The organism is Tenacibaculum agarivorans, from assembly GCF_001936575.1.
Classification (GTDB): Bacteria; Bacteroidota; Bacteroidia; order Flavobacteriales; family Flavobacteriaceae; genus Polaribacter; species Polaribacter agarivorans.
Genome location: NZ_MSMP01000020.1, coordinates 1 through 23,512, shown reverse-complemented (window position 1 = coordinate 23,512; position 23,512 = coordinate 1). Strand labels below are relative to the sequence as shown.

Annotated in this window: 17 protein-coding genes; 8 read left to right on the top strand and 9 right to left on the bottom strand. The window is 30.5% G+C overall.

Translation table 11 applies throughout. The features are described from left to right. Window positions 1-6: 6 nt before the first annotated feature. Complete coding sequence (locus BVC87_RS15010) at window positions 7-1,119, bottom strand: hypothetical protein (RefSeq protein ID WP_075343213.1); 1,113 nt, start codon at window positions 1,117-1,119, stop codon at window positions 7-9. 360 nt (window positions 1,120-1,479) lie between these two features. Here BVC87_RS15010 and BVC87_RS15005 point away from each other — a divergent pair, with 360 nt between their 5' ends. From BVC87_RS15005 to BVC87_RS14995, 3 genes are all read left to right on the top strand, one after another. Then, window positions 1,480-2,025, top strand: coding sequence for an RNase A-like domain-containing protein (locus BVC87_RS15005; RefSeq protein WP_075343212.1), 546 nt, complete (start codon window positions 1,480-1,482; stop codon window positions 2,023-2,025). 80 nt (window positions 2,026-2,105) lie between these two features. Next, window positions 2,106-2,381 carry a hypothetical protein gene (locus tag BVC87_RS15000; protein WP_075343211.1) on the top strand — a complete coding sequence of 92 codons (276 nt, stop codon included), beginning with the start codon at window positions 2,106-2,108 and terminating at the stop codon, window positions 2,379-2,381. A 178-nt stretch (window positions 2,382-2,559) separates the two neighbouring features. After that, window positions 2,560-5,613 (top strand): GEVED domain-containing protein, encoded by a 3,054-nt coding sequence (locus tag BVC87_RS14995; RefSeq protein ID WP_075343210.1) that lies wholly within the window; start codon window positions 2,560-2,562, stop codon window positions 5,611-5,613. A 105-nt stretch (window positions 5,614-5,718) separates the two neighbouring features. Here BVC87_RS14995 and BVC87_RS14990 read toward each other — a convergent pair whose 3' ends face one another. Both BVC87_RS14990 and BVC87_RS14985 read right to left on the bottom strand, forming a co-directional pair. Then, window positions 5,719-7,032 carry a short-chain dehydrogenase gene (locus BVC87_RS14990; RefSeq protein WP_075343209.1) on the bottom strand — a complete coding sequence of 438 codons (1,314 nt, stop codon included), beginning with the start codon at window positions 7,030-7,032 and terminating at the stop codon, window positions 5,719-5,721. A gap of 177 nt (window positions 7,033-7,209) precedes the next feature. Beyond that, window positions 7,210-12,711: an alpha-2-macroglobulin family protein gene (locus BVC87_RS14985; protein WP_075343208.1), complete on the bottom strand. Its 5,502-nt coding sequence runs from the start codon at window positions 12,709-12,711 to the stop codon at window positions 7,210-7,212. A 143-nt stretch (window positions 12,712-12,854) separates the two neighbouring features. Here BVC87_RS14985 and miaE point away from each other — a divergent pair, with 143 nt between their 5' ends. From miaE to BVC87_RS14970, 3 genes are all read left to right on the top strand, one after another. Then, the gene (gene miaE / locus BVC87_RS14980; RefSeq protein WP_075343207.1) at window positions 12,855-13,436 is read left to right on the top strand and encodes a tRNA-(ms[2]io[6]A)-hydroxylase; all 582 of its coding nucleotides are present in this window, start codon (window positions 12,855-12,857) and stop codon (window positions 13,434-13,436) included. 69 nt (window positions 13,437-13,505) lie between these two features. After that, on the top strand, window positions 13,506-13,943 hold the full coding sequence (locus tag BVC87_RS14975; protein WP_075343206.1) for a DUF4268 domain-containing protein: 438 nt from the start codon (window positions 13,506-13,508) through the stop codon (window positions 13,941-13,943). Window positions 13,944-13,953: 10 nt separating this feature from the next. Then, entirely contained in the window at window positions 13,954-14,442 is a 489-nt protein-coding gene (locus tag BVC87_RS14970) for a CAP domain-containing protein (protein WP_075343205.1), read from the top strand. On the opposite strand, the gene BVC87_RS14965 is transcribed toward BVC87_RS14970, so the two are convergent. After that, window positions 14,443-15,189, bottom strand: coding sequence for a patatin-like phospholipase family protein (locus BVC87_RS14965; protein WP_075343204.1), 747 nt, complete (start codon window positions 15,187-15,189; stop codon window positions 14,443-14,445). Between the two features lie 9 nt (window positions 15,190-15,198). Further along, a complete protein-coding gene (locus tag BVC87_RS14960) occupies window positions 15,199-16,971 on the bottom strand; it encodes an acyl-CoA dehydrogenase family protein (RefSeq protein ID WP_075343203.1) in 1,773 nt (590 codons plus the stop codon). A gap of 94 nt (window positions 16,972-17,065) precedes the next feature. On the opposite strand from BVC87_RS14960, the gene BVC87_RS14955 reads away from it, so the two are divergent. Then, on the top strand, window positions 17,066-17,701 hold the full coding sequence (locus tag BVC87_RS14955) for a TetR/AcrR family transcriptional regulator (protein WP_075343202.1): 636 nt from the start codon (window positions 17,066-17,068) through the stop codon (window positions 17,699-17,701). A gap of 44 nt (window positions 17,702-17,745) precedes the next feature. On the opposite strand, the gene BVC87_RS14950 is transcribed toward BVC87_RS14955, so the two are convergent. Next, window positions 17,746-18,084 carry a DUF4870 domain-containing protein gene (locus tag BVC87_RS14950; protein ID WP_075343201.1) on the bottom strand — a complete coding sequence of 113 codons (339 nt, stop codon included), beginning with the start codon at window positions 18,082-18,084 and terminating at the stop codon, window positions 17,746-17,748. A 154-nt stretch (window positions 18,085-18,238) separates the two neighbouring features. On the opposite strand from BVC87_RS14950, the gene BVC87_RS14945 reads away from it, so the two are divergent. Further along, window positions 18,239-18,724, top strand: a complete 486-nt coding sequence (locus tag BVC87_RS14945) for a CAP domain-containing protein (RefSeq protein WP_075343200.1) — start codon at window positions 18,239-18,241, stop codon at window positions 18,722-18,724. Between the two features lie 148 nt (window positions 18,725-18,872). On the opposite strand, the gene BVC87_RS14940 is transcribed toward BVC87_RS14945, so the two are convergent. From BVC87_RS14940 to BVC87_RS14930, 3 genes are all read right to left on the bottom strand, one after another. Then, a complete protein-coding gene (locus tag BVC87_RS14940) occupies window positions 18,873-20,747 on the bottom strand; it encodes an OmpA family protein (protein WP_075343199.1) in 1,875 nt (624 codons plus the stop codon). Window positions 20,748-20,749: 2 nt separating this feature from the next. After that, window positions 20,750-21,673: a PorP/SprF family type IX secretion system membrane protein gene (locus tag BVC87_RS14935; RefSeq protein ID WP_075343198.1), complete on the bottom strand. Its 924-nt coding sequence runs from the start codon at window positions 21,671-21,673 to the stop codon at window positions 20,750-20,752. Between the two features lie 10 nt (window positions 21,674-21,683). After that, the coding region (locus BVC87_RS14930) for a gliding motility-associated C-terminal domain-containing protein (RefSeq protein WP_143569795.1) at window positions 21,684-23,512 on the bottom strand (1,829 nt) is incomplete at its 5' end.

The following is a 23,512-nucleotide window of genomic DNA, read 5'->3' as shown; positions in this document are numbered from 1 at the left end:
AGTTAATTATCTACCCAAAATGCAATGATTCGTTTTTAAAGCACTCATACTTGGATTGAATTTATTGTATTTTATATCAAACTTCTTTTTAAAATCTTCTACTGCTATGCTTCTAAAAAAAATACTCAAAGCACAAAAATCTTGTAGATCATTATTTTCACGAATACTCAAACTTCCTATCTGATTTATGTTTTCTAATCCTTGCAGGTCGTATAATATATGATTTTCTGCTATATGAAGTTCTCCTCCCACTTTTTTTAAATTCTTTAGTGCTGATAGAGATTGTAAACTCTTATTAGACCAAATATCTAAATACTCATCAACTTCAATCAAGTTATGAAGTCCTTCCATGGTGATTAATTTATCATTTCCTCTTAGTAAAGCTCCTCCTTTTACTATTCGTTTTAAATTATCTAATCCTTTCAGAGTACTGATATTACTATTACCCGATATAATGAGGTTATTAAGTATTTTTATATGCTCTAAGCCTTTTAATGTTTCTAGCTTATTATTGTTTTTAATACTTAACACATTCCCTATAGTTTTGATATTTAATGCTTCTATATTTAATAGCTCATCATTATCATCTATGCTGAAATTTGTTTTTACAGTGGTTAATTTTTCTAAACCTTCACAGCTTTTTAAGCTTTTATTCAAAAATAGCTCAAATTCTCCTACTTTTTCTAACCTTTGTAATCCTTTCAAAGAAACCAAAGCAGTATTATGAGAGATTTTACATAAACTTTCTATTTGCTCTAAATTTTCGAGTCCATTCAAATTTTTCAAGCCAGAATTCCCTGTTATTTCTATTTCTGACACACTCTTTAGCGCTTGTAATCCTCTTAATGATTGTAATTCTGGGTTGTTGAAAATATAGACTCCTTCTTTTATTCTTCTGATCTTTGAGAAGAAGCTTAAACTTGTAATATTACTTCTATTTGATCTATCCCCTATTATAATATAACCATCTATATCTATACTATTATACAGACCCCCTGAACTACTAAAAGCTTCTTCAAGTTCTTCTTGAGTTTTAAATTGTATGTTTCCTTTATAAACTTGAGCTTTTATTGATATAGAAAACAATGTAATGCTGATATAAAAAAAAATCTTTTTCATTTTAGTAAGTGGTTTCTTTTAAAATTAGTCTTTTCATACGTATTTATTTACTCTAAAACTGATGCTAAAATATAATTTAAAAGTAACTACTTAAAAAGCTTACTATTTTTTGATTACTATTCAACCTATTTCTGATTGTTGTTCATTCATTTTCGTATGTATCTATATTTCTTTCATAAATAAAGAAATTAACCGCTTTTTCTATTTCACTGACTTTCATTTCAAAATTAAGGTTTTCCCTGCCTAATGTATGTTTTTTCATTTTACAATTTACTAACACAATCCTAAAGCATACCTAATAATTTCTTTTCATTACAAAGTTACATTTGGCTACATTAATTAACCATTAAAATACATTTTATGAAACTTTTAAAACTGAATTATTACTTCAAATTATTTCTATTAGGATTACTTGTTACTACTTCTTTTAGTGCATGTCAAGATGGAGAAATTATTTCTAATGATAATGAAGTAATTACTTCTATTGAAAACACAAACTCTATTGAAAATTTAACAGTAGCTTCAAGAGGAGGATCTGGCTTTTTAATTACACATGAAAATTGTGGTGGACATACTATAGAAAGACACATAGAAAAATCTGATGCTTATCTACGTAATCGTTTAAATACATCAAGTATTAGTGCAGCGAGTACTTTTTATGAATTAAATCAAGCTGGACAAGTCATTTATAATGCGATAAGTAGAAATAGTAGTAGAGTTAATAGTTGGTTAAATGGTAATGGTGGCTCTAGATTAGTATTAGATTATTCACATCATCGTAATATTGGTAAAGTTTTAAGAAGAGGATCTTCTTATCCTTATAGTACTAGAAGATTTAGAGTTGTTCTAGACAGAAGAAATTGCTCTGGATATGGATACAGAATACTTACTGCTTATCCAAATTAATTTTTTAATCCTTCGAATACCTATAACACTCTAGAAGTTTATTATTTTTAGAGTGTTCATTTTTACAATTCAATTTCCTGATGATACAATTACAAGATACTCATCCCTTACTTTTTGATTTTTTTGCTGGTTATTTTCCTGATGCCGATTTAGATGGTTTATCTGATATCGAAGTGGTCCAACAATATATTTCTGATAATTCTGAAGAAATCAATACACTAACTCTTGAGAAATTGAACACAATAGATGATGATGAATATATACTTCAAGCTATAGCTAAAGAAGCAAATCGTTATTTTGAAAATACACATGAAATAAAAGATTGGCTTCAAATGATAAAAAATACATTTAAGTAATTTTTTTTGACTACTTTTAATGTGATCATAATCTCTTCAATTGCAGTGTAGCTCTTTAATACACACACTAATAAATTCTTCTAAAATATCAATTGTTTAAAAATCAACAAATTAACCTTTTTTTGTTAGATTTTTTTAGTTAACTTTATGTTAATTAATTAACCAAAACCCTATCATTATGAAAAAACAATTATCCATTGTTTTATTCTTATGGGCTATTATTGCCATAGCTCAAGAAACCAACAACAAACCTTTTTATCGCGGAACGATTTCTTCAGTGGAATACGTCACTCCTATGTCCACTAGATCTGCAGACTTAGTTCCGTTTGTAAACGTCCAAAAAGAGGCAAAAGACAAAAGGTCTATGGGAAGTGTAATCATTCCTGGTCAAGACCCTCAGACCCAAGATGACTATTTTAGAAGAAATAGACATCCAAGAGAGCAAAGTGTAAAAATGGCCAATGCAGGCTTGGTGTTTGACACTTACTCTTCAAACTCACAACCTACAGATCCGTCTTTAGCTGTAGGACCAAACCATGTTATGGTTGTTTTTAACACCGGTTTTATGATTTACGACAAGCAAGGAAATGAATTATTAGGAGAAACTGCTCCAAATCCAGCTATTTTCCCATCAGGTGGATGTTGTGACTTAACTGTTTCTTATGATAATGCAGCTGACAGATGGGTACTATCTTTTTTAGGAGGTGGTGCACAAATAGCTGTTTCTGATGGCCCAGATCCATTAACTTCTGGATGGTATATCTATAATATTACCCAAATACAAGATTATCAAAAGTTATCTGTTTGGAGTGATGGATATTACATTACTGATAATACTTCAGGATCTAATAGAGTTTGGGCTTTAGATAGAGCTGCTATGTTAAATGGTGATACTAATGCAGGTATTTTAGGTTTTAACTTACCTAACATTGCTACTAGCGGTTTTTATAGTCCTCAAGTATTAAATGTTACTGACAATAATTTACCAGCAACTGGAGGTGCTACTGTAGTATATATGCAAGACAATGCATGGGCTGGTGTTTCAACTGATCATGTAAAAGTATGGACAATAGATGTTGACTGGAATAATACTTCTAACTCAACAGTTTCTAGCCCAACTGAAATTCCTGTTACGCCTTTTATTGGTGTATTTGATGGAGGAAGTTTTTCTAATTTACCTCAACCTAATGGAGGACCTACTATTGATGCATTACAAGCTACAATTATGAATCAAGCACAATTCAGAAAATTTGCTACTCATAATTCAGCAGTATTCAATTTTGTGGTAGATACTGATGCTTCTTCAGGTAAGTTGGCAGGTGTACGTTGGATGGAATTCCGTCAAACTGGTGATAACCAACCTTGGTCTTTATACCAAGAAGGTACTTATAATGCTCCTGACGGTAGACATGCTTGGAACGCTAGTTTAGCAATGGATGCTAGTGGAAATATTGGTATGGGATATACTTCTTTATCGAGTTCATCAAGTTCAACTACTACTAGAGTTAGTTCTTATTTTACAGGAAGATCTGATGGAGATCCATTAGGTGCAATGACTGCCATAGAAGGATTAATTGCTAATGGAAATCAAAATATTCCAGGTACACGTTACGGAGACTATAGTAAAATAGATGTAGATCCATCTAATAATAGTACTTTCTGGTACATCACTGAGTATATGAATAACGGGAGAAAAGGAGTTATTGGTACATTTGAAATGCAACCTGCTGGGCCACCAGATACTGAAGCTCCTACTGATCCTTCTAACTTAGCTGCTTCAAACATTAGTGATACTGGAGCTACGTTAACTTGGACAGCTGCAACTGATAATGTAGCTGTTGCTAGATACCTTATTTCTATTGATGGAAATCAAGTTGGTACATCTGGTACAACTTCTTTTAATGTAACAGGTTTATCTCCAACTACACAATATACTGCTTCTATAGTGGCACAAGATGCTGCTGGAAATGTTTCTGGTAGTATTAGTACAACATTTACAACATTAGTGGCTCAAGTTACTTATTGTGCTTCTTCTAGTAATAATGTAAATGATGAGTTTATTAGTAATGTAACTTTAAACACTATAAATAATACTTCTGGAGCGCAATTTTATTCGGATTTTTCAGGTATTTCTACAAATCTAAGTGAAGGACAACAATATACTATAACTGTAACTCCAACTTGGACAGGAACTGTTTATAATGAAGGATATGCTGTTTGGATAGATTATAATAATAATGGTGATTTTACTGATAGTGGTGAATTAGTTTGGTCTAAAGCTCCATCTTCAGATCCTACCAATAGTGGTACATTTACTGTTCCTTCTGGTACTTCGGCTACTTCTGTGAGAATGAGAGTTTCTATGAAGTATAACGATATCCCTACTTCTTGTGAGAACTTTACTTATGGAGAAGTTGAAGATTATACTATCAATTTAGAAACTAGTACCGGTGGTGGCGGAACACCAGGTGTAATTGCTGGATATAGTTTTGAAACTGGACTTCAAGGTTGGAGTGACCCTGGAAGTGACTGTGCACGTGTGAATAATGCTGCTAGATCATTTGACGGAAGTTTTTCTATAAGACTTAGAGATGATACAAGTACATCGAACACAGTATCTCCTGTATTAGACCTTACAGGTAATAATACTGTAACTTTTGAATTCCATGCATTCATTAATAGTTTTGAAACTGGTGAAGACTTCTTTGTAGAATTCTTTAATGGTTCATCTTATGAAGTAATTGGTAATTATGTTGTTGGTGTTGATTATAATAATGAAGAATTTTTCACTGACACCATTACGTTAAATGCTGCAGATTACAATTTCAACTCTGGTAACAGATTCCGTTTACGTTGTGATGCTAGTGGTAATGCAGATAGAGTATATTTTGATTTAATTACTATAAGTGGAGATAATGTAACTAGTACTTCAAGAGCAGAAGAAGAAGTGGTTTCTACACCTAATGAAGAATTAATAGAATTCACTCAAGAATCTTTAAGAAATATTAAGCTATATCCAAACCCAACATTAAGTAGCTTGAATATAGAGATTTTAAATGGTGATTTCAGCGAAGTAACAATCTACTCTATTACAGGACAAATAATGTATACTTCTAATAAAAAGGTTAGTGATAAATTAACAATTGACGTTTCTGAATATGCTACAGGATCTTATTTTGTGAAGTTTATTTCTAATGGAAAAGCGGTAACTAAGCGTTTTATTAAGAGATAATTAAATATAAAATTAAAGGAAAGCTGTCTAAAATATTTTTAGACAGCTTTTTTTATCTATTAACTTATAAGTTATGTGTTTCCGCTAATTGTAATAATTTATTTTTTAATCTTCTATTAAACCTTTAGCCTTTTCTAAAAGATTTTTTCCTTTGTCTTTTAAATCTTTTCCTGCTTCTTTTAATCCATCTGCAGATGCATATGTATTTAGTTTATCAATAAATTCTTTAAAGTTATCAATCACTATAAACATCTCTTTTGTGTAAGGGACATCGTTTTCTTTAAATAGTTTCTCCCAATCCACTTTAGATAATACCGAAAACATATACTTGGTGGCTATTTTACTTATGAAAAACTTATCGTACACACCATTTAATAACTTCCCTGATTCTCTATTCTTTAGATAGGTAATAGATTCGTTTATTTTTTCTTTTTCCATTGATGATAATAATACGCTAGATCTTAGTTTTTCTAGTGAAGCTATCGCTTTTTCTTTTTCATCTGTTTTCAAATACAAAAAAGTTTCTATTGACCAAGTAATCTCATTATTGAGTCCAATTTTATTAGCATCTTTTAAAAACGATTCAAAATCTTTTATAGCTCGTTTTTCATCAATGTCTCTCTTCATCATTAACCTATCGAAACCTCTAAACAAATGATTAATTGCATGAAACGCTATATGTGTTTCTTCATTATTTAAATCTCCCCATTGAAACATAGCACGCGTATGAAACAAGTTGACATCTTTATTAACATCTAACCAAGTTAAGTTTCTGGAAATCTCATTTTCAGAGAGATAGTACAGTTTCTTTTCAAAAAATAAAAAACCTCTAAAAAAACTAAGCAAGGCTCTTAATTCTGTATCTGGTAGTATATCAGGATCTGTTTTAGAACATTCATATAATGATACTTCTTTGCCAAAATCTTTACTCAATATTACTATAGCACTCAATACAGAATGCTCAAAACTTTCTATTATCTTTTTTTGTTTCCCAGAAAAAAACGGCTGTGCTTTTGCTATAGAATCTCCGTAAGCTACTTGTAGTGCATCTCTGATCGTTGGAAAAATATCTTCATCTGTTTTCATGATAAAACTTTCCATCTTTTTATAATCCCTGTAGATCCTAAGATAATCTAACATCGATAGTTTATCTGGATTTTCTATATCATGACTCATTAAACGTTTTGAAATTTTGTCTAATGTAACTTTGAATTTTTGATACTCTTCAGAAATTGTGTCCTTAACTACAGCAGATCGAAGCGCTATTTTTGCAAACTTATAAGGAAATACTTTATATGAATTTAAACTTTTATCTAACTTTCTTTTATCTAAATTTAATAATTCAGCATCTGTTTTTTCTTTAGAAGTACACGCAATAAATACTCCAAAAAATATAATTAAAAAAACTGCCTTTTTCATGATTATAACTTCAATTTGATGCTTATAAAACTACAATTATCTCATACGTAATTCTCCCTTAAATCTGTATTAACGTATTTTGGATTTATTTCCGCATTACTTTTGTATAAATTAGTAGGAATTAAATAACTTCAAAGTCTTTGAAATCATGACCTTTAAAAATAAAAGATTCATTAATTATTTAATCACTTTTATCCATTGTCCTTCTGTTCTTACGAAATAATCATTATCATACATCGCTTCCGCTTGCACGCCCGGCAAATAATAATCACCTAGGTATGATGCATTTAACAACACTCTAAATGTTTTAGATTTATATTTATCTAATGTAAAATAGTTACTGATACTCGCATCTCTAATGTCTGTATAATCTACATTCGAAGAATTCGTATTACTTCCATAATCTGTAAAACGTGTATTAATTACTTCCCAACCTGAAGGTAAATATTGAGTTAAAGCAATATTTTCAACTTTCTGATCGGTAGTATTTCGTATGGTAACTTCAGCTACAAAATTTGTTCCTTGTGATAAACTACTTATATCAATTCTATTACTTTCTTTATCTCTGTAAACTGTAGTAACTTCTAGGTTTTTCTGTATGATTTTTTCTTTTCCAACAGGTAAAATTCCTGTATTGAATAATCGAATGTAAACAATACCTTTTGAAGTATTATTAAATTCAATTTTATTATCCTTTTTTAAGGATGATAATTCTTCTACAAATAATGATTTTGAAGAATTTATATTCTTCTGTTTTCCATTCCAAGAATACTTCAAACTCAAACCTTCGTTTGCACCGTTTTTCAATGCAAATTGCGCTATGGCTAATAAACTATAAGATGTGGTTTGTGTGCTCATCCATTTATTACTAGATAATATTTCAGCTATATTTTTTGCTAACTTACTTGCTTTTAGTTCATCTCCAATTAACGTATAAGTTTCCAATGCCATTGCTTTATTTCTAGTTTCAGAACCATAGTTGTAATAATACCTACTTGAGTATGAATCTTCTCCCAATGTATTTAAAATAGACTTTGCTATTGATTTTTTCCCTAGTAATCCATATGCCCCTGCTAATCTTCTTTTAGCTATATTAGAAATATTCGAGGTTTCTCTTAATCGGTTCATAGAAGCTAAATCTGGACTATTCGCTAAACATAAAGTATACAAACGATATGCTTGAGATGCTGCATTATTATAATATGTATTATTATTTCTCCATTTTCGTGCCTGACGTTTTTGATAACCAATCCATTTTGATCTAAAACCAATAGGTAAAGCATATCCTTTTTTAGCGGCTTCTATTAAAAAATGCCCTGCATAAGATGTTCCCCAAGCACTAGACTCAGAACCTCCTGGCCAATACGATAAACCTCCATCTCCTCGTTGAAAAGTAGATAAACGTTGAATACCAGCTTTTATATTTCTTTCTATTGATGCTATTCTTTCTTGAGGTAATTCAAAAAGTTCTGGAAAATACAATTGAGGAAAAACACTAGACGTAGTTTGCTCTACACAACCATGCGGGTATTGAACTAAATATTCTAATCGACTCGTAAAATTCATTGGTGGTACTGTAGAATACTCAACACTAGCTGAATTCGTTCCTTGCGTTCCAAAAGTAGCAAAATTAACTACTTTTTGTTCTCCTGATTTTAATACCATCTCACTAATTTCAGTACTGATTGGGTTAGGATTTAACACATCTATTTCTACTTCATAAAATGCTTTTTCACTACCTGAATTTGCCTCTACCCTGACCTTTCCAATGCCTTTAAAATCATTCACTTTTAATGTGAAGTATGCCATCTTCTCATCAGGTTGATCAAAAGATAAAGTTTGTGTATTATTCCCTATAATATTATATGCCTTGTTTGGTTGTACTGTTACTTTTACATTTTTCACATTAGGTTTCATAGCAAAAACAGTAACAGGTAAAGTAACTGTTTCCTGCGGTGTAATTTTACGTGGTAATGAAGCTAATACCATAACAGGTTTACGTACAAAAGCTTCTTTTTGATCGCTACCATATGCATCATTTACAATATCTGAAGCCACTACCATGGCTCGAATTGAACCTACATAATTTGGTAGCTTGATTTTATGTGTTTTCACTTCTCCTGATTTCAAAGTGAAGGGGCCTAAAAATGAAACCATAGGCTTAAAGCGATTGGCTTTTTTATTCTTACTTCCTGCTTCCGCTTCATCTCCTCCAATACTTAAAATTTGATTCACTTCTCCTCCATAAGCACCAATAATATCATCATAAATATCCCAAGTTTTTACCCCTAGAGATTGTTTTGCATAAAATGTTTGCCAAGGGTTTGGTGTTTTAAATCGTGTTAAATCTAGCAGTCCTTCATCTACCAATGCTACGGTGTATGTCATTGGTTTTGCATTCTTTTCTTTTACTCGTATTGAAGCTGTACTTTCTGGTTTTAACTCATCAGCTAATTGAATTTCAGGTTCTAATTTCGTTTTAGGGTCTTTTACTAAAATTGGAATAGAACCATACATACGTATTGGTAAGTCATTAGCTGTCTGTGCATGCTTTTGTAATAATGAGATATTCAAAAAGATATTTGGTGTATATGTTTTTAAAACCGGGAAACTAAATTCGGTCTGTTTATCTTCAGTATCTACCCAAAAGTGATCTAAAACTTCCGTACCATTTTCTACTGTCACCAAAGCTCTACCATCTGAAGAAGAAGGAAAACGAACGGTAGCTTTTTCATTTACATTATATTCATCTTTATCACTTGTAAACACAAGCATAGTAGCATTTGTTTTATCCTGGCTTCCTCTCTTTGTTCCGTACCATGAAGGCCAATCAAAATATACTACAGATGAAGATACGTGATTACTTCTCTTATCTTTTACTTTAATTAAGAATCTACCCCAATCATTTTTATCTATTTTTAAATTGAACGCTCCTTTACCATTAGCTCCAGTTTGTACATCTTTATTGGTATGATATTCATGAAATGTAGTTCCATCATAACTTGATAATCCATCATTTGATGAACTCCACCACCAACGCCAATTTAATTTATATACTTTAACCTCTAAATTATTAGCTATTCCTTTTCCTTCTTCATTTACCGAAGCTACATTGAATGTGTATTCTTGATCTGTAAATAAATAGTTTTTAGATTGTTGTTCTTCAGCCATGTTTAATCCCACATACGAAGTATAAGGTGAGACTTTCATTGAAAAAACATCGGTACTAAAATCTCCTCCGTTTTCATATACTTTTGTAATAAAATTAGCTTTCAACATTCCAGGAGCCCTACTACCTAAAGTCAATTTTTTAGTAAAATTTACTTTACCTTCATTATTTAATTTTCCTGAAGCTACACTGGTATTTGATGTATTAAAATATCGTGTAACATCATCAAAAGTATAATTACCAAACTTTGGAAATGAAGTTGTTGTTTGTGTAATTTTAGATTCTACATCATATTCTAATCCTCTAGCTATAGCACCATGTAACCATTTTACTTCTAAGTTTCCATCAATAGATTTTCCTGATTTTACAAACTGATCTGGTGTGGTAAACTTAATCTTTAATCGATTTGGTTTGATGGTTTCAATTTTTAAATTCTTATGAAATCTTGCTGCTCCAACATTTACACGTAACTTCCAATCACCTGTAATGGCTTCTACATCTGTTTTTGGCGCATAAGTGTATACATTTCGACTGTTCTTGTGCAATACTTTTCTATCTATAATTTTTCCTTGTGGATTAATTAATTCAAATTTTATTGGGTGTTTTTCAGGAATTGGGTTCGCTTTATCATTCAAAACAAAGGTTAAAAACAATTGATCTCCTGGTCTCCAAACACCTCGTTCGCCATATATATACCCTTTTATTCCTTTCTGTAGTTTTGTTCCTGATACATCAAACTTACTCATGGATAATGCATTTCCATCGTTAAGTTTCATATATGTAGTGCTTGTATTATTAGAAACCTTAGCAAAAAATCCTCCTTTCGTTTCTTCAAAAACCGCTATTCCTTCATTATTTGTTGATGATGAGGAAACTACTTGCTGTTGTAAATTTAGTAATTCTACTTTAGCATTCGCTATTGGATTCGTATTTAAAATATCTGTAACCGCTACAAATGTTTTATCGTTATTTCCTTTTTTTACAATTACTCCTAAGTTCGATGCTAATAAATTGGTGCTAATTTTTTTATATGTATAAAAAGAACTTTTACATGGATCTTCTCGTTCATTCCAATTATAATATTCATAATCATCGTCGTAATAATACCCTCTGCTTCTGTTTTGTTGATCGTACGCTCTAGTATCCACTTCTTTCTTTCCATATACAATTGTACTTGAAGATACCTCACCATCACACACATAATTAGAATATTCTTTATTGTAAGAAAACTCTACTCTATACATAGCTCCATTTTCTACCTTTACCAAATCAGCTAGATCCACAGCAAAAGCATTTTGTTCTGATAAGTCTACCCCTTGATTGGTTAAATTTACAGTATATTTAGCTGTGGGGCGACCAACATAACGTAGATTTCCATTAGTATTTAAATTATTGTTTTGTAAAAACTGAAGTACATTGTTTTTATAAATTTTATAGACCGTAACATCAACAGCTTTTAAGTTTACTGCGTTAAAATTCACCTTTAAGTTACTCGAGTTTGGTAAAATAGTTCCGCTTTTAATAAAGCTCAATTCCGGTTTTAACTGTCTGAAATGAAGGGTTTGTTCCACATTATTTTTTAACGTATAACCTTCAGTATTTTTTATTCCTTTAAAAACCTCAATATCTACTTTGTCTCTAAACGAAGCTTTAGGGTAAACGCTAATAACATTATTATTAATTTTAGTGGTAAAATTCTGTTTTTGTGTATTTACAAATTGAATTAATCCTTTTAAATTTTGATTTTTATTAATCGGATCTGAAAAATTGATATCAATTCGTTGTTTAGTATCATTTACGATATCAAAGGATAATATTTTAAAATTTGATTTCCCAGTAATAACAATCTCTCTTTCTCCTTTTGAATCTGAGTTCACTCCTCCTCCGTTCCAATTTACATTTACTATTTTATCATCTGCAAATCGTTCTAAGCTATCTATTTTAAAAGGAATATTGTTAGCATACTCTTCTGTAACGTCAAACTTAATTTTTACTGATTTACCATTATAATTTGCCTTGATTAACTCTTTTATCTTTTTACTATCAATTACATCACTTGCATTAAAATATCCTTCTACATAATACCAATTTTTATCATAAATTGAGGGTGCGTCTAAGGCTACTCTAAACTGTAATGGTTTTGTTTTAAGATTTATAGTAAAATCTTTTAGTTCTTTTTCTACGGTTCCGTATAATTTATTTAAATGTAGCGTTAACGCATATGCTTTGTTATTCTCTAATTTTTCTTCAGGAATAAATGTCAATATATTGTTTGTTAAAATCGCCTTTCCTTTCACACTCGGTATAACAGTAAACACATCATCTGAGACTTCTTCAGTCTCTACCTTTTTATTCAAATAAAATTCTAGTTTTGGTATTACAGAAATTACTTTTTCAGGATATACACTAATATACTCACTGTAGTCATTTACATCGCTTTCTTCAGTAACTACTTTCTTCTTACATCCTACCACTATTATTATAAGACAAAGGAACCATAGCTTTTTCATAATTTTAATTGTTTTTGAGTGTGATTAATAGATTCAAAGCTAATAAAATATGTTCAATTAATTTTACATTTCAAAAATTTGACCGAGACTGTTCTATATTCGTTTATGCTTTTGCTAAATTTGCACTTTAAAAGTTTAATTTCATGCTAGGTCTTCAATTTGACACAGAAACTTCTTGGGTTGATGTTGCTAAAAACGGGTTACAACAATTATTAACGGATCATGCTTTTGCCGAACAAAAAGCTGCAAGTAATGCCGTATCTATTATTATAAATTACTCTGAAGAAACCGCTTTAGTTAAAGATATGAGCGATATTGCTATTGAAGAAATGGAGCATTTTAGAATGGTTCATAATTTAATGGTAGACAGAGGTATGGTTTTAGGTCAGGCTACAAAAAACGATTATGCGCTTAAATTACAAGGTTTTTTTCCTAAAACTCCTGATAGAACAGAAGCTTTAATACATCGTTTGTTAGTTGCTGCTTTGATTGAAGCTAGAAGTTGTGAACGATTTAAGGTGTTTGCTGATAATATGGAAGATGAACAATTATCAGAGTTCTACAAAGATTTAATGATTTCTGAAGCAAATCACTATACTTTATTTTTAGGCTATGCTAGAAAGTATATGGATAGAGAAATTGTAGATCAAAAGTGGAATGACTTGTTAGCTTTTGAAGCTGAAATGATGAAAAATAGAGGAACTTCTGCCAAAGTACACGGATAGTACAATGATCAATAAACAATTATCAATCGCAAGTCTAATTGTTTATTGATAATTGATAACTGAAAAAATATGTTTAGTAAGGAAGAATCGGCTCGTTTACGAAAAGAATTTTGGACCAGCTTTGGGAAGTCTTTTCCTAGAAAATGGTTATTATATAATACTAAAATCAAAGGTTTTTCATTCAAATTCCAAGCAGATCGAAAAAAGGCTTTTGTGTGTTTAGATTTTGAACATCCTGAAGAAGTGGCTAATGAATTGTTATATGATCAGTTACTCTCTCTAAAAAAAATATTAGAAACTGAATATTTACCTGAAGTTATATTCGATAATGCATTTCAATTAGAAAGTGGAAAATATATCCATAGAATCTACGTTTTACATGAAAAGAAATTTAGTATTCATAATAAAAATACATGGCGTGATTGCTATGAGTTTTTTGTAGATACTATGTCTCAATTTGAGTTATTCTTTTATGAATATGAAGATTTTATAAAACAAGCGATATAATACCCTTACTATGATTTTACGTAAATATCTATTTATTTTTTCAGTTTTTTTAATGGTTTCTTGTACATCTGAAGATCCCCAGATTGATGGAGTAAATGAAAATCCAGATACAAATGTAGGAACCGATGCTAGTTATGAAGGTCAAATTTTACAATTATTAAACAATCATAGAGCTAGCAAAGGTTTAGCTAAACTAGAAGTATTGGACATTATAAAATCACAAACCGATAAACATACAGATTACATGATTAGTGCCGGAGCTATTTCTCATGCTAATTTTAGCGATCGTGGTAAATACTTGTCTGATAATGCTGGTGCAAAAAATATTGGGGAAAATGTTGCCGTTGGTTATAATACTGCACAATCGGTAGTAACAGGTTGGATTAATAGTGATGGACATCGAAAAAATATTGAAGGTAATTTTACCCATTTCAATTTAACTGCTAAACAAAACAGTAATGGTAGATGGTATTACACTAATATTTTTATTCGAAAATAATTATACCTTTACTTGTTCTAGTTGACGCTTACAATATTGATAACTTTTTTCATAAATTATTCTTAGTTTGTCTTTATCTAGTACCTTAAATTCATTTAGATGTTGATGATCTAATATGTAATCACATTTATTAAATTTTTGTTTTGCTCTTTGGTATCCGTTAATTGCAAATAATCGATTAATTAACTGTTGAGTATTGGCTTCCTGTTCAAAAGTATATGGTGTCATTGGAATTGCATAACTACCATAAATTACATCACATTTATCTTGTAATGGTGCTACGTGGAAGTTGTCTAACAAAGCGCTATCTACTAGATTTTTGCCTAAATATTCAACAGGTTTAAAAAAGGAAGACAAGGCTACTGAAGCTTTTAAAACAGTTTTTAAATCTCCTGAATTATACGTAACCACTTCTCCTGAATCGATATCTGTTGCTGAAATAAATACATTATCTGATTTGAACGTTTCTGGTAAGTATTTTTTAAAACTATCAAACATATCATCTACTTCTAAAATCCGTTTTTCTTTTAACTTTTGAAAAGGAACAGCTAACCAATCTTCTTTTATAATAAGCTCCAGAATTTCTTCAATAGAAAATCCGTAAGCATATAATACAGAAATTAATGCACCAGCACTGTTTCCTGAAAAAAAAGTGGGCTTTATGTTTTGTTCTTCTAATACTTTTAATAATCCTAAATGTGCTGTAGCTAAAGCTCCTCCTCCTGAAAATACAACTCCTACTTTCATTATTTTATATTAATTTACACCTTCTGTGATAACATGTTTTGCTATTTTTCTTCTTTCTTCTTTAATATTTGCATGAGGTAACTTCATATATTTATCCCAAGCTTTAATAATTGTAGCTACTTCTTTTTCAGAATCAAAAGATACTACTAGCTCATTAATAGTATTAGACACTTTTGTAAAGACATCAAAACCAATAGTTCTTAAAACCGCTACATGATATTCTTCTTGCAATAGATTCAGTTGTTTTAACTTTTTAATTCTTAATAATGTACTTTCTAAAACGTAGAGATTAATTAATAAATCCGAAATATGCATTGCGATCTCCTGCTCCTTTTCTAGCTGACTCATAAACTTTTGAAAGCAAACACCAGATATAAAAGCTGAAATCGATTTTAAACTCTTTACAAACCTTTGATATTGATCTATTACATTCGTATTAAAATCTGGTAGTTCTTCTTCTAAATTTTCTGAAATTTCTATGAATGGCGTGAAAATATCTAACTCGCCTTTCATTCCTTTCTTGACAAATTCTTTAATGATTACAAGTCTATTGATTTCATTAGTTCCTTCATAAATCCTACTTATTCGTACGGCTCTGTATAGTTTTTCAACCGGAGATTCTGCAGAGAATCCCATACCTCCATAAATCTGAACAGCCTGATCTACAATATAATCTTGTACTTCTGAACCGTATACTTTTATAATAGCACTTTCTATACTAAATTCCTTTAGCGAATTAATCTTTGCTTCAGAAAAATCGTTGCCTTGCTTTTGCATTTGTTCTCTCAATAGATCAATATCATTACCTAGTCTAAAAACTATGGCTTCATTAGCAAAAATATATGCTTGCATTCTAGCTATTTTATCTTGAATGGCACCAAAACTACTGATAGATACTCCGAATTGTTCACGTTGTTTTGCATACTCTACTGCATGTGTTAACGCCTTTTTTCCTACACCAATACAAGATGCTCCTAGTTTAATTCTTCCTGTATTTAAAGTATTCAAAGCTATTTTTAGACCTTTATTACGTTCGCCTAGTAATTGTTCTTTAGGCACAACAACGTCTTCAAAAAATACTTGACAGGTACTCCACCCTGAAAATCCCATCTTTTGTTCTTCTGGCCCTATAGTAATGCCTCCAAAAGCCTTCTCAACTACAAACGCAGACAAATTTTTATCATCTTCAATCTTAGCAAAAACGATAAATAAATCAGCAATTCCTGCGTTTGAAATCCATGCTTTTTGTCCATTTATCACATAATTCCCTTCCTCATTAATAGTTGCTTTTGTCTTACCCGCATTAGCATCACTACCTGCGTTGGGTTCTGTTAATGCAAATGCAGATAAGAGTTTACCTGCTATCATTTCCGTTAAATATTTCTCTTTTAAATACTCTGTTCCGTACAAAAAAATTGGTGCAATACCTATACTTGTTTGCACACCTAAAGCTCCTGTAAAAGAATATCCTCTACTCATAGTAACCGTAAAATGAAGTACATCTTTAAAAGATAAGTCTAAACCTCCATATTGTTCTGAAACTTCTAACCCTAAAAAACCAAGTTCTCCACACTTTTCTATTAATGCTGGTGATTCAGCTATTGCTTCTTTAGTTTCTAAAAAAGCTAAACGACTTTCAATTTCTGTATTCAAGAAAGATTCTCCAGCATCTTTCATCATTTTTGTTTCTTCAGAAATTAACTCTGTGGTATAGAATTCTTCTGTATTAGTATCTTGAATTAAAAAGGCTCCTCCCTGTTTTCTTGCTAAAGTGTCATTCATTTTTATACGATTTTCGATTAATTAGGCATTTATACCTAATTCAAAAATATAAAAAAATTTTAAAAAATAGGCTAAAAAGCCTAATTTTGATTTTATGACAACTAAAGAGCGAATTTTGGAGGCTTCATTACAACTATTTAATGAAGAAGGTTATGCTAATACATCCAGTAAAACAATTAGTGAACACATTGGTATTAGTTATGGTAATTTGTGTTATCACTTTCCTAAAAAAGATGACATTGTAATTAGGTTACATCAAAATTTTATGGATGAGTTAGATGAGTCGTTATTAAACTTAAAGGGCGAAATTTTTGAGTTTGATTTTATGTTAAGAAGTTTAGAAAACATGATGAACTTGACTTACAAGTACCGTTTTTTTCTTTTAAATGGATATGATGTAACTATAAAATACCTTGATATAAAAACTAAAACTATTGAACGTTCTAAGGTTTACAGCAGTATTATTTTAAAGATTTCACAATTTTTAATTGAGAATGGTTACATGCATGAAATCCATGAAAAACAGTTGAAGTTAAAAATCCATGGATTATTAATCATATTTAATTCATGGGTAGTAGATAAAACTATTTTTGCCATGTTACCTTCAGGAATTAAAACGGATCATACAAAATATTACATTCAACTATTATTTTCTATGATTAGCACATCACTTACTAAAAAGGGAATTAAAGCTTTTTCATCTGCATATGATAGAATTAGTAACACATAAAAAAATCCTTCAGTTTCCTGAAGGATTTTTTTATGTGTTTATTTTTAATGTATAAATTGTATACTAAATGGATAGTTTGGTTCTTCTTCATTAGTCGCTTTTATTGCGTTTATAATTGGAAATATAATATAAGAAACTCCTAAAACTAAAAATCCTAAAAGTCCTAGACCAAAGAATAAAATTAAAGGTATACATACTAAAAAGTAAATAAACATTGTAATTCTAAAGTTCAAGATCGCTTTTCCATGTTCATCCATTCCTTCTATTTCATCTTTTTTTATTGCCCATAAAATTAAGGGTACTATAAATCCACCTATACCAGTAACTAAATCCAATAATTGACTTAAGTGTGTTACTGCTAATAATTCTTTATTTTTTTGCATTTTTTTTGTTGTTGGTTACATATATTAGACGGATATCTCTTCGTTTTGTTACAATCTCAAAACACATATCATATTAAAAAACAGTTATTTTCCTGAAAAAAGGAAAAATAAATACTATACATTTGCAGTTGTGTAATGTACATCCCCGAAAAAAATGAATAACTTCCCCAATAAGTTATTTGTAATTTTTTGTGTCGTATTATTTATTTCTTGCTCATCTTCTGATGAAATAGTGATAGATCAATCTGTGCAAACAATTATTAATAACAAACCGATAGAGAAAAAAATTCTGCAACTTATTAATGAGTATAGGTCTGAAAATGGTTTTTCAACACTTAATGTATTGAATGCTATAAAAACCCAAACCCATAAGCATACTAATTACATGGTAGATAAAAATGCTATTTCACATGATTTTTTTTATGAGAGAAAGGAGTTTTTAGTTCATAATGTTGATGCTATTGAGGTAGGCGAAAATGTTGCTTATGGCTATACTTCTGCTGAATCTGTAGTAAAAGCATGGTTAACAAGTGATAAACACAAAGAAAATATTGAAGGTGATTATAATTACTTTGAAGTATCTGCTGCAGTTAGTTCTGATGGAAAATGGTATTTTACAAATATTTTTATTAAGAAGTAATACTATTTAACGTGAATTCGATTTATTCTTTTCAATATTAATAATTTGATTGATTATCAAATATCAACTTTAAAAGTTTTAGTTATCAAAAATAAAAAGCGAATATTTAATAAAATAATTCGCTTTTTGTGTTTGGGATGTATTTAAGTTACCTACTTAATATTATAAATTTAGATCTTCTGTTTTCTTGGTGTTCTTCTTCTGTACATTCAACATTATTTACACATTTATTAATCAACATACTTTCTCCATACCCTATTGCGCTAACTATTCGATGAGTTTGTATATTACGTGATAATATATAATCTCTAGTAGATTTAACTCTTTTATTAGAAAGCCTCATATTATAGGCATCATTACCTCTACTATCGGTATGTGCTTCTATTTTGATAATCATTTTAGGATTATTTCTAAGTACATCAACAACTTTTTCTAGTTCGTATGCTGCATCTGGTCTAATATTCCATTTATTAAAATCAAAAAATATAGGGTTTACAACTATTTCTTCATTAACAATTAATGGTGTTAAATACAAATCTTGCTCTATATCTTCTTTGGTATTTGTGTATACAGTTTCTAAAGCTCCTTTATAATTCTTCTTACTCGCTTTTACTACGTATTTTTGATTGTACTCAACTTCAAATTCATATTTAGCATCTTTTTTGGTTTTTAAAGAATCTATGACTTTACCTCTTGAACCTATCAAATAAACCAACGTATTGGGTAGAATTTCTTTTGTGCGTATATCAAATGTTTGTCCTCTTATGAATTGTTTTTGTTCGATAGTAGTAAAACCATAAATATCATCTTCTCCTTTCCCTCCTTCTCTATTCGATGAAAAATATCCTGTTTTATTATCTGAATCAATGAAAAAAGAAAAATCGTCATCTCCACTATTAAATGGCGCTCCAATATTGGTTACTTCAGCTAATGAGTCTTTCAAAAAATTTGATTTGAATATATCTAATAGTCCTAAATTTTTATAACCATCGGAAGAAAAGTACAATGTAGAATCTTTAGCTATAAACGGAAACATTTCTCTTTTTTCTGTATTAATGTGTTTTCCTAAATTTTCTGGTTTTCCATAGGTTCCATCTTCATATATAGTAACTTTATATAAATCTGTTAGTCCAAAACCTCCTGGTTTATTAGAAGTAAAGTATAACGTTTTTTCATCTGGACTTAAAGCTGGATGACCTGTTGAATATACTTCATCATTGAAAGGTAGTTCTTCAATAGCATCCCAAACTCCGTTGATTAAAGTAGCTTTAAAAATTTTTAAGTTGGAAGTTCCTTGTTTATCGTAATCTAATTTCTTTCTTTTTGTTAAGTTATTTCTAGTAAAATATAGTGTTTTACCGTCTTTGGTCATTGCAATACTAGACTCATGAAAATCAGTATTTACCTTGCTTGATACAATGGGAATTGTATTATCAACACTTATATATTCTTCGTCTTTTATAAGCTTTGCTTCGTACAAATCGAGATATGGTTGATCATTCCAGTCATACTTTTCCCTTTTTTCATTCATTGCTGAAGCAAAATAAAAACGATTATTATACACAAAACCTCCAAAATCAGAATATTTAGTATTCACATTTAAGTTCTGAATTTTAATAGTATTCTTATTTAATTCCTTTAACTCGTTATAATAATTTGTTTGATCATAATTTCTAAACTTTCTTTTCAGTTTTAAAAACCATGTATCTGCCTCTTTATATTTCCCTATGCTCCTTAAAACTTGTACATATTTATAGATATATTCATCCGTAAACTCCTTTTCATTTTTAGAAGCTAACTTATACCAATACAGCGCTTCTTTAGCATTAGAATTATTATAATAACAATCTCCTAACCTTGTTAGTACAGAAATACTAGTATCTCCTCTTTTTAAAACTACTCTATATAACTCTGCTGCTTTGTTATATGAATACGTTTTATAAAAGATTTCCGCAACTCTTTTTTGACCGTAAAATGTAATCGTAAAAAATAAGGCTATTGAAAAAACAACTTTTGATTTCATTATTAAAAATATCTTGGTGATTTAACTCTATTAATTTTATTAAACTCAAACATTAATAGAACCTCATGAGTTCCGTTAGAATAGGTATTTATATCTGATAATGGATGCTCATAAGAATACCCCACTCTCATCTGTTTGTTAATTTGAAAATCAACAAGTGCTCCTAATGCTCCAGTATTATTATTAATTCTATAAGAACCTCCTAACCAAAACTTTTCATTGAATAAAAAATTACCCGTTATATCATAGGAAAGTGGTGCCCCATTAGTTGCTTTTACTAAAAAAGAAGGTTTAAATTTAACTGTATAATTGAGATCAAAAACATAGCCTCCTGTTAAAAAGTAAACCAATCTATCAACCACTGCATAGTCTACATTCCCTATTTTAAATTGATTATGATCTACATTAATTAATCTTGGTGCAGAAAATCCTACATACCATTTATCTGTATGTGCTAAAATTCCTGCTCCAATATTTGGATTCCATCCACTAGTGAGATTAGCAATTAAGGGGTCTGCTGCTTCAGAAACTAATAATTCTTCATCTAAATTATATTGAGTAAAGCCTGCTTTTAATCCCAAAGCTAATTTTGTTTCAGAATTAAGACTAATGGTATAGGAAAAATCTCCATACACATATGTAAAATTCTCATACCCTAATTGATCTCTAATAAGTGTAGCTCCAATTCCTAAATTGTCATTTCTTAAAGGCGTATGTGCAGATAAAGTCTGCGTTTCTGGTCCATTTTCTAATCCTGCCCATTGACTTCTATGAATACCTACAACACTTAGTACATTTCTACTACCTGCATATGCCGGATTAATAGAAATAGTATTGTACATATACTGTGTAAACTGTGGAAATTGTTGTGCATATGAATTGATTGTGTATACTAACAGTATTAGTAAGCTTTTACAAAGTTTCATCCTAGATTTATTATTTGGTTCCTAAATAAATTGCTCCCGTAAATGGTTTTAATCCGCTATCTTTTAAAACTACTATGTAGTAATAGGTTCCTGCTGGTAAGTACTTACTTCCCCCAAAAGAAGTATTCGTTGCTAAACCATTCCAATTATTTTTATAGTCTTTAGACTCATAAATCTTTGTTCCCCACCTATTGAACAATTGTACATCGGCTATGAAACTACATTCATCGACCACTTCAAAGTATTCATTCCATTGGTCTTGATTGGGCGTTACTACTTTTGAAATTTTAACATCATTTCTACCGCAAGGAAATACTCCACAATCTTCATTTATAACTACGTTAACTGAAAATGCCTTGATACAACCATTATCCACGGAGGTATACGTAAACTCATACGCTCCCAAATCACTATTTAACGGATCAAATATTCCATTTGTAATTATAGCTTCTCCAACTGTTACTTCCCAAGTTCCATTTGTATTTTGATCGATGAGATAATCATTCAAATTAATATCACCATCCGTAATACATTTCACTACTGTTTCATCAAACTCCTCTTTTACTACTTCAATAGTAACAGTTAACTTTTGTGTAAAAACCGCTGTATTATCACAATCATCTTTAACAGTCCATTCTCTTATGATTTGATAATCTGAACCTGTTCCATCAAAAGTATTCGTTTCTGTAAAGTCGATTTGAGTTACATTTTGAGAGCAATTATCTTGAAAAACTAAATCTGGAACATCCAGAATTTCGTTACATGTAATCGTCATATCTTGTAAACTAGAGACCAGTTCAGGCGCTTCTGTATCACTTACTTTTACCAATTGAGTATGACTACTACTATTTCCCGAACAATCTGAAACTTCCCAAACTCTTTCAATCACGTAGTTTGAAGAACATACTGCATCTTGATTTTTAATTCCTTCACTGTAGTTCACTGTAATATTAGTATCGCAATTATCCGTAGCAGTTAAAACAACTGGAGCTGGAATGGCATCACAACTCACTTCCAATTCACTAGCAGGTAAAGCCTCAACAAAAACAGGAGCTTCGGTATCATTTACTTTTACCAATTGAGTATAACTACTACTATTTCCCGAACAATCTGAAACTTCCCACACTCTTTCAATCATGTAGTTTGAAGAACATCCTGCATCTTCATTTTTAATTGCTTCACTGTAGTTCACTGTAATATTAGTATCGCAATTATCCGTAGCATTTAAAACAACTGGAGCTGGAATGGCATCACAACTCACTTCCAATTCACTAGCAGGTAAAGCCTCAACAAAAACAGGAGCTTCGGTATCATTTACTTTTACCAATTGAGTATGACTACTACTATTTCCCGAACAATCTGAAACTTCCCACACTCTTTCAATCACGTAGTTTGAAGAACATCCTGCATCTTCATTTTTAATTGCTTCACTGTAGTTCACTGTAATATTAGTATCGCAATTATCCGTAGCAGTTAAAACAACTGGAACAGGAATAGCATCACAACTCACTTCCAATTCACTAGCAGGTAAAGCCTCAACAAAAACAGGAGCTTCGGTATCATTTACTTTTACTAATTGAGTATGAGTTGTGCTATTTCCTGAACAGTCTGAAACTTCCCATATTCTTTCAATCACATAGTTTGAGGAACATCCTGTTTCTTGATTTTTAATTGTTTCGCTGTAGTTCACTGTAATATTAGTATCGCAATTATCCGTAGCAGTTAAAACAATTGGAACTGGAATCACATCACAACTCACTTCCAATTCACTTGCAGGTAAATCCTCAACAAAAACAGGAACTTCGGTATCACTTACTTTTACCAATTGAGTATGACTTA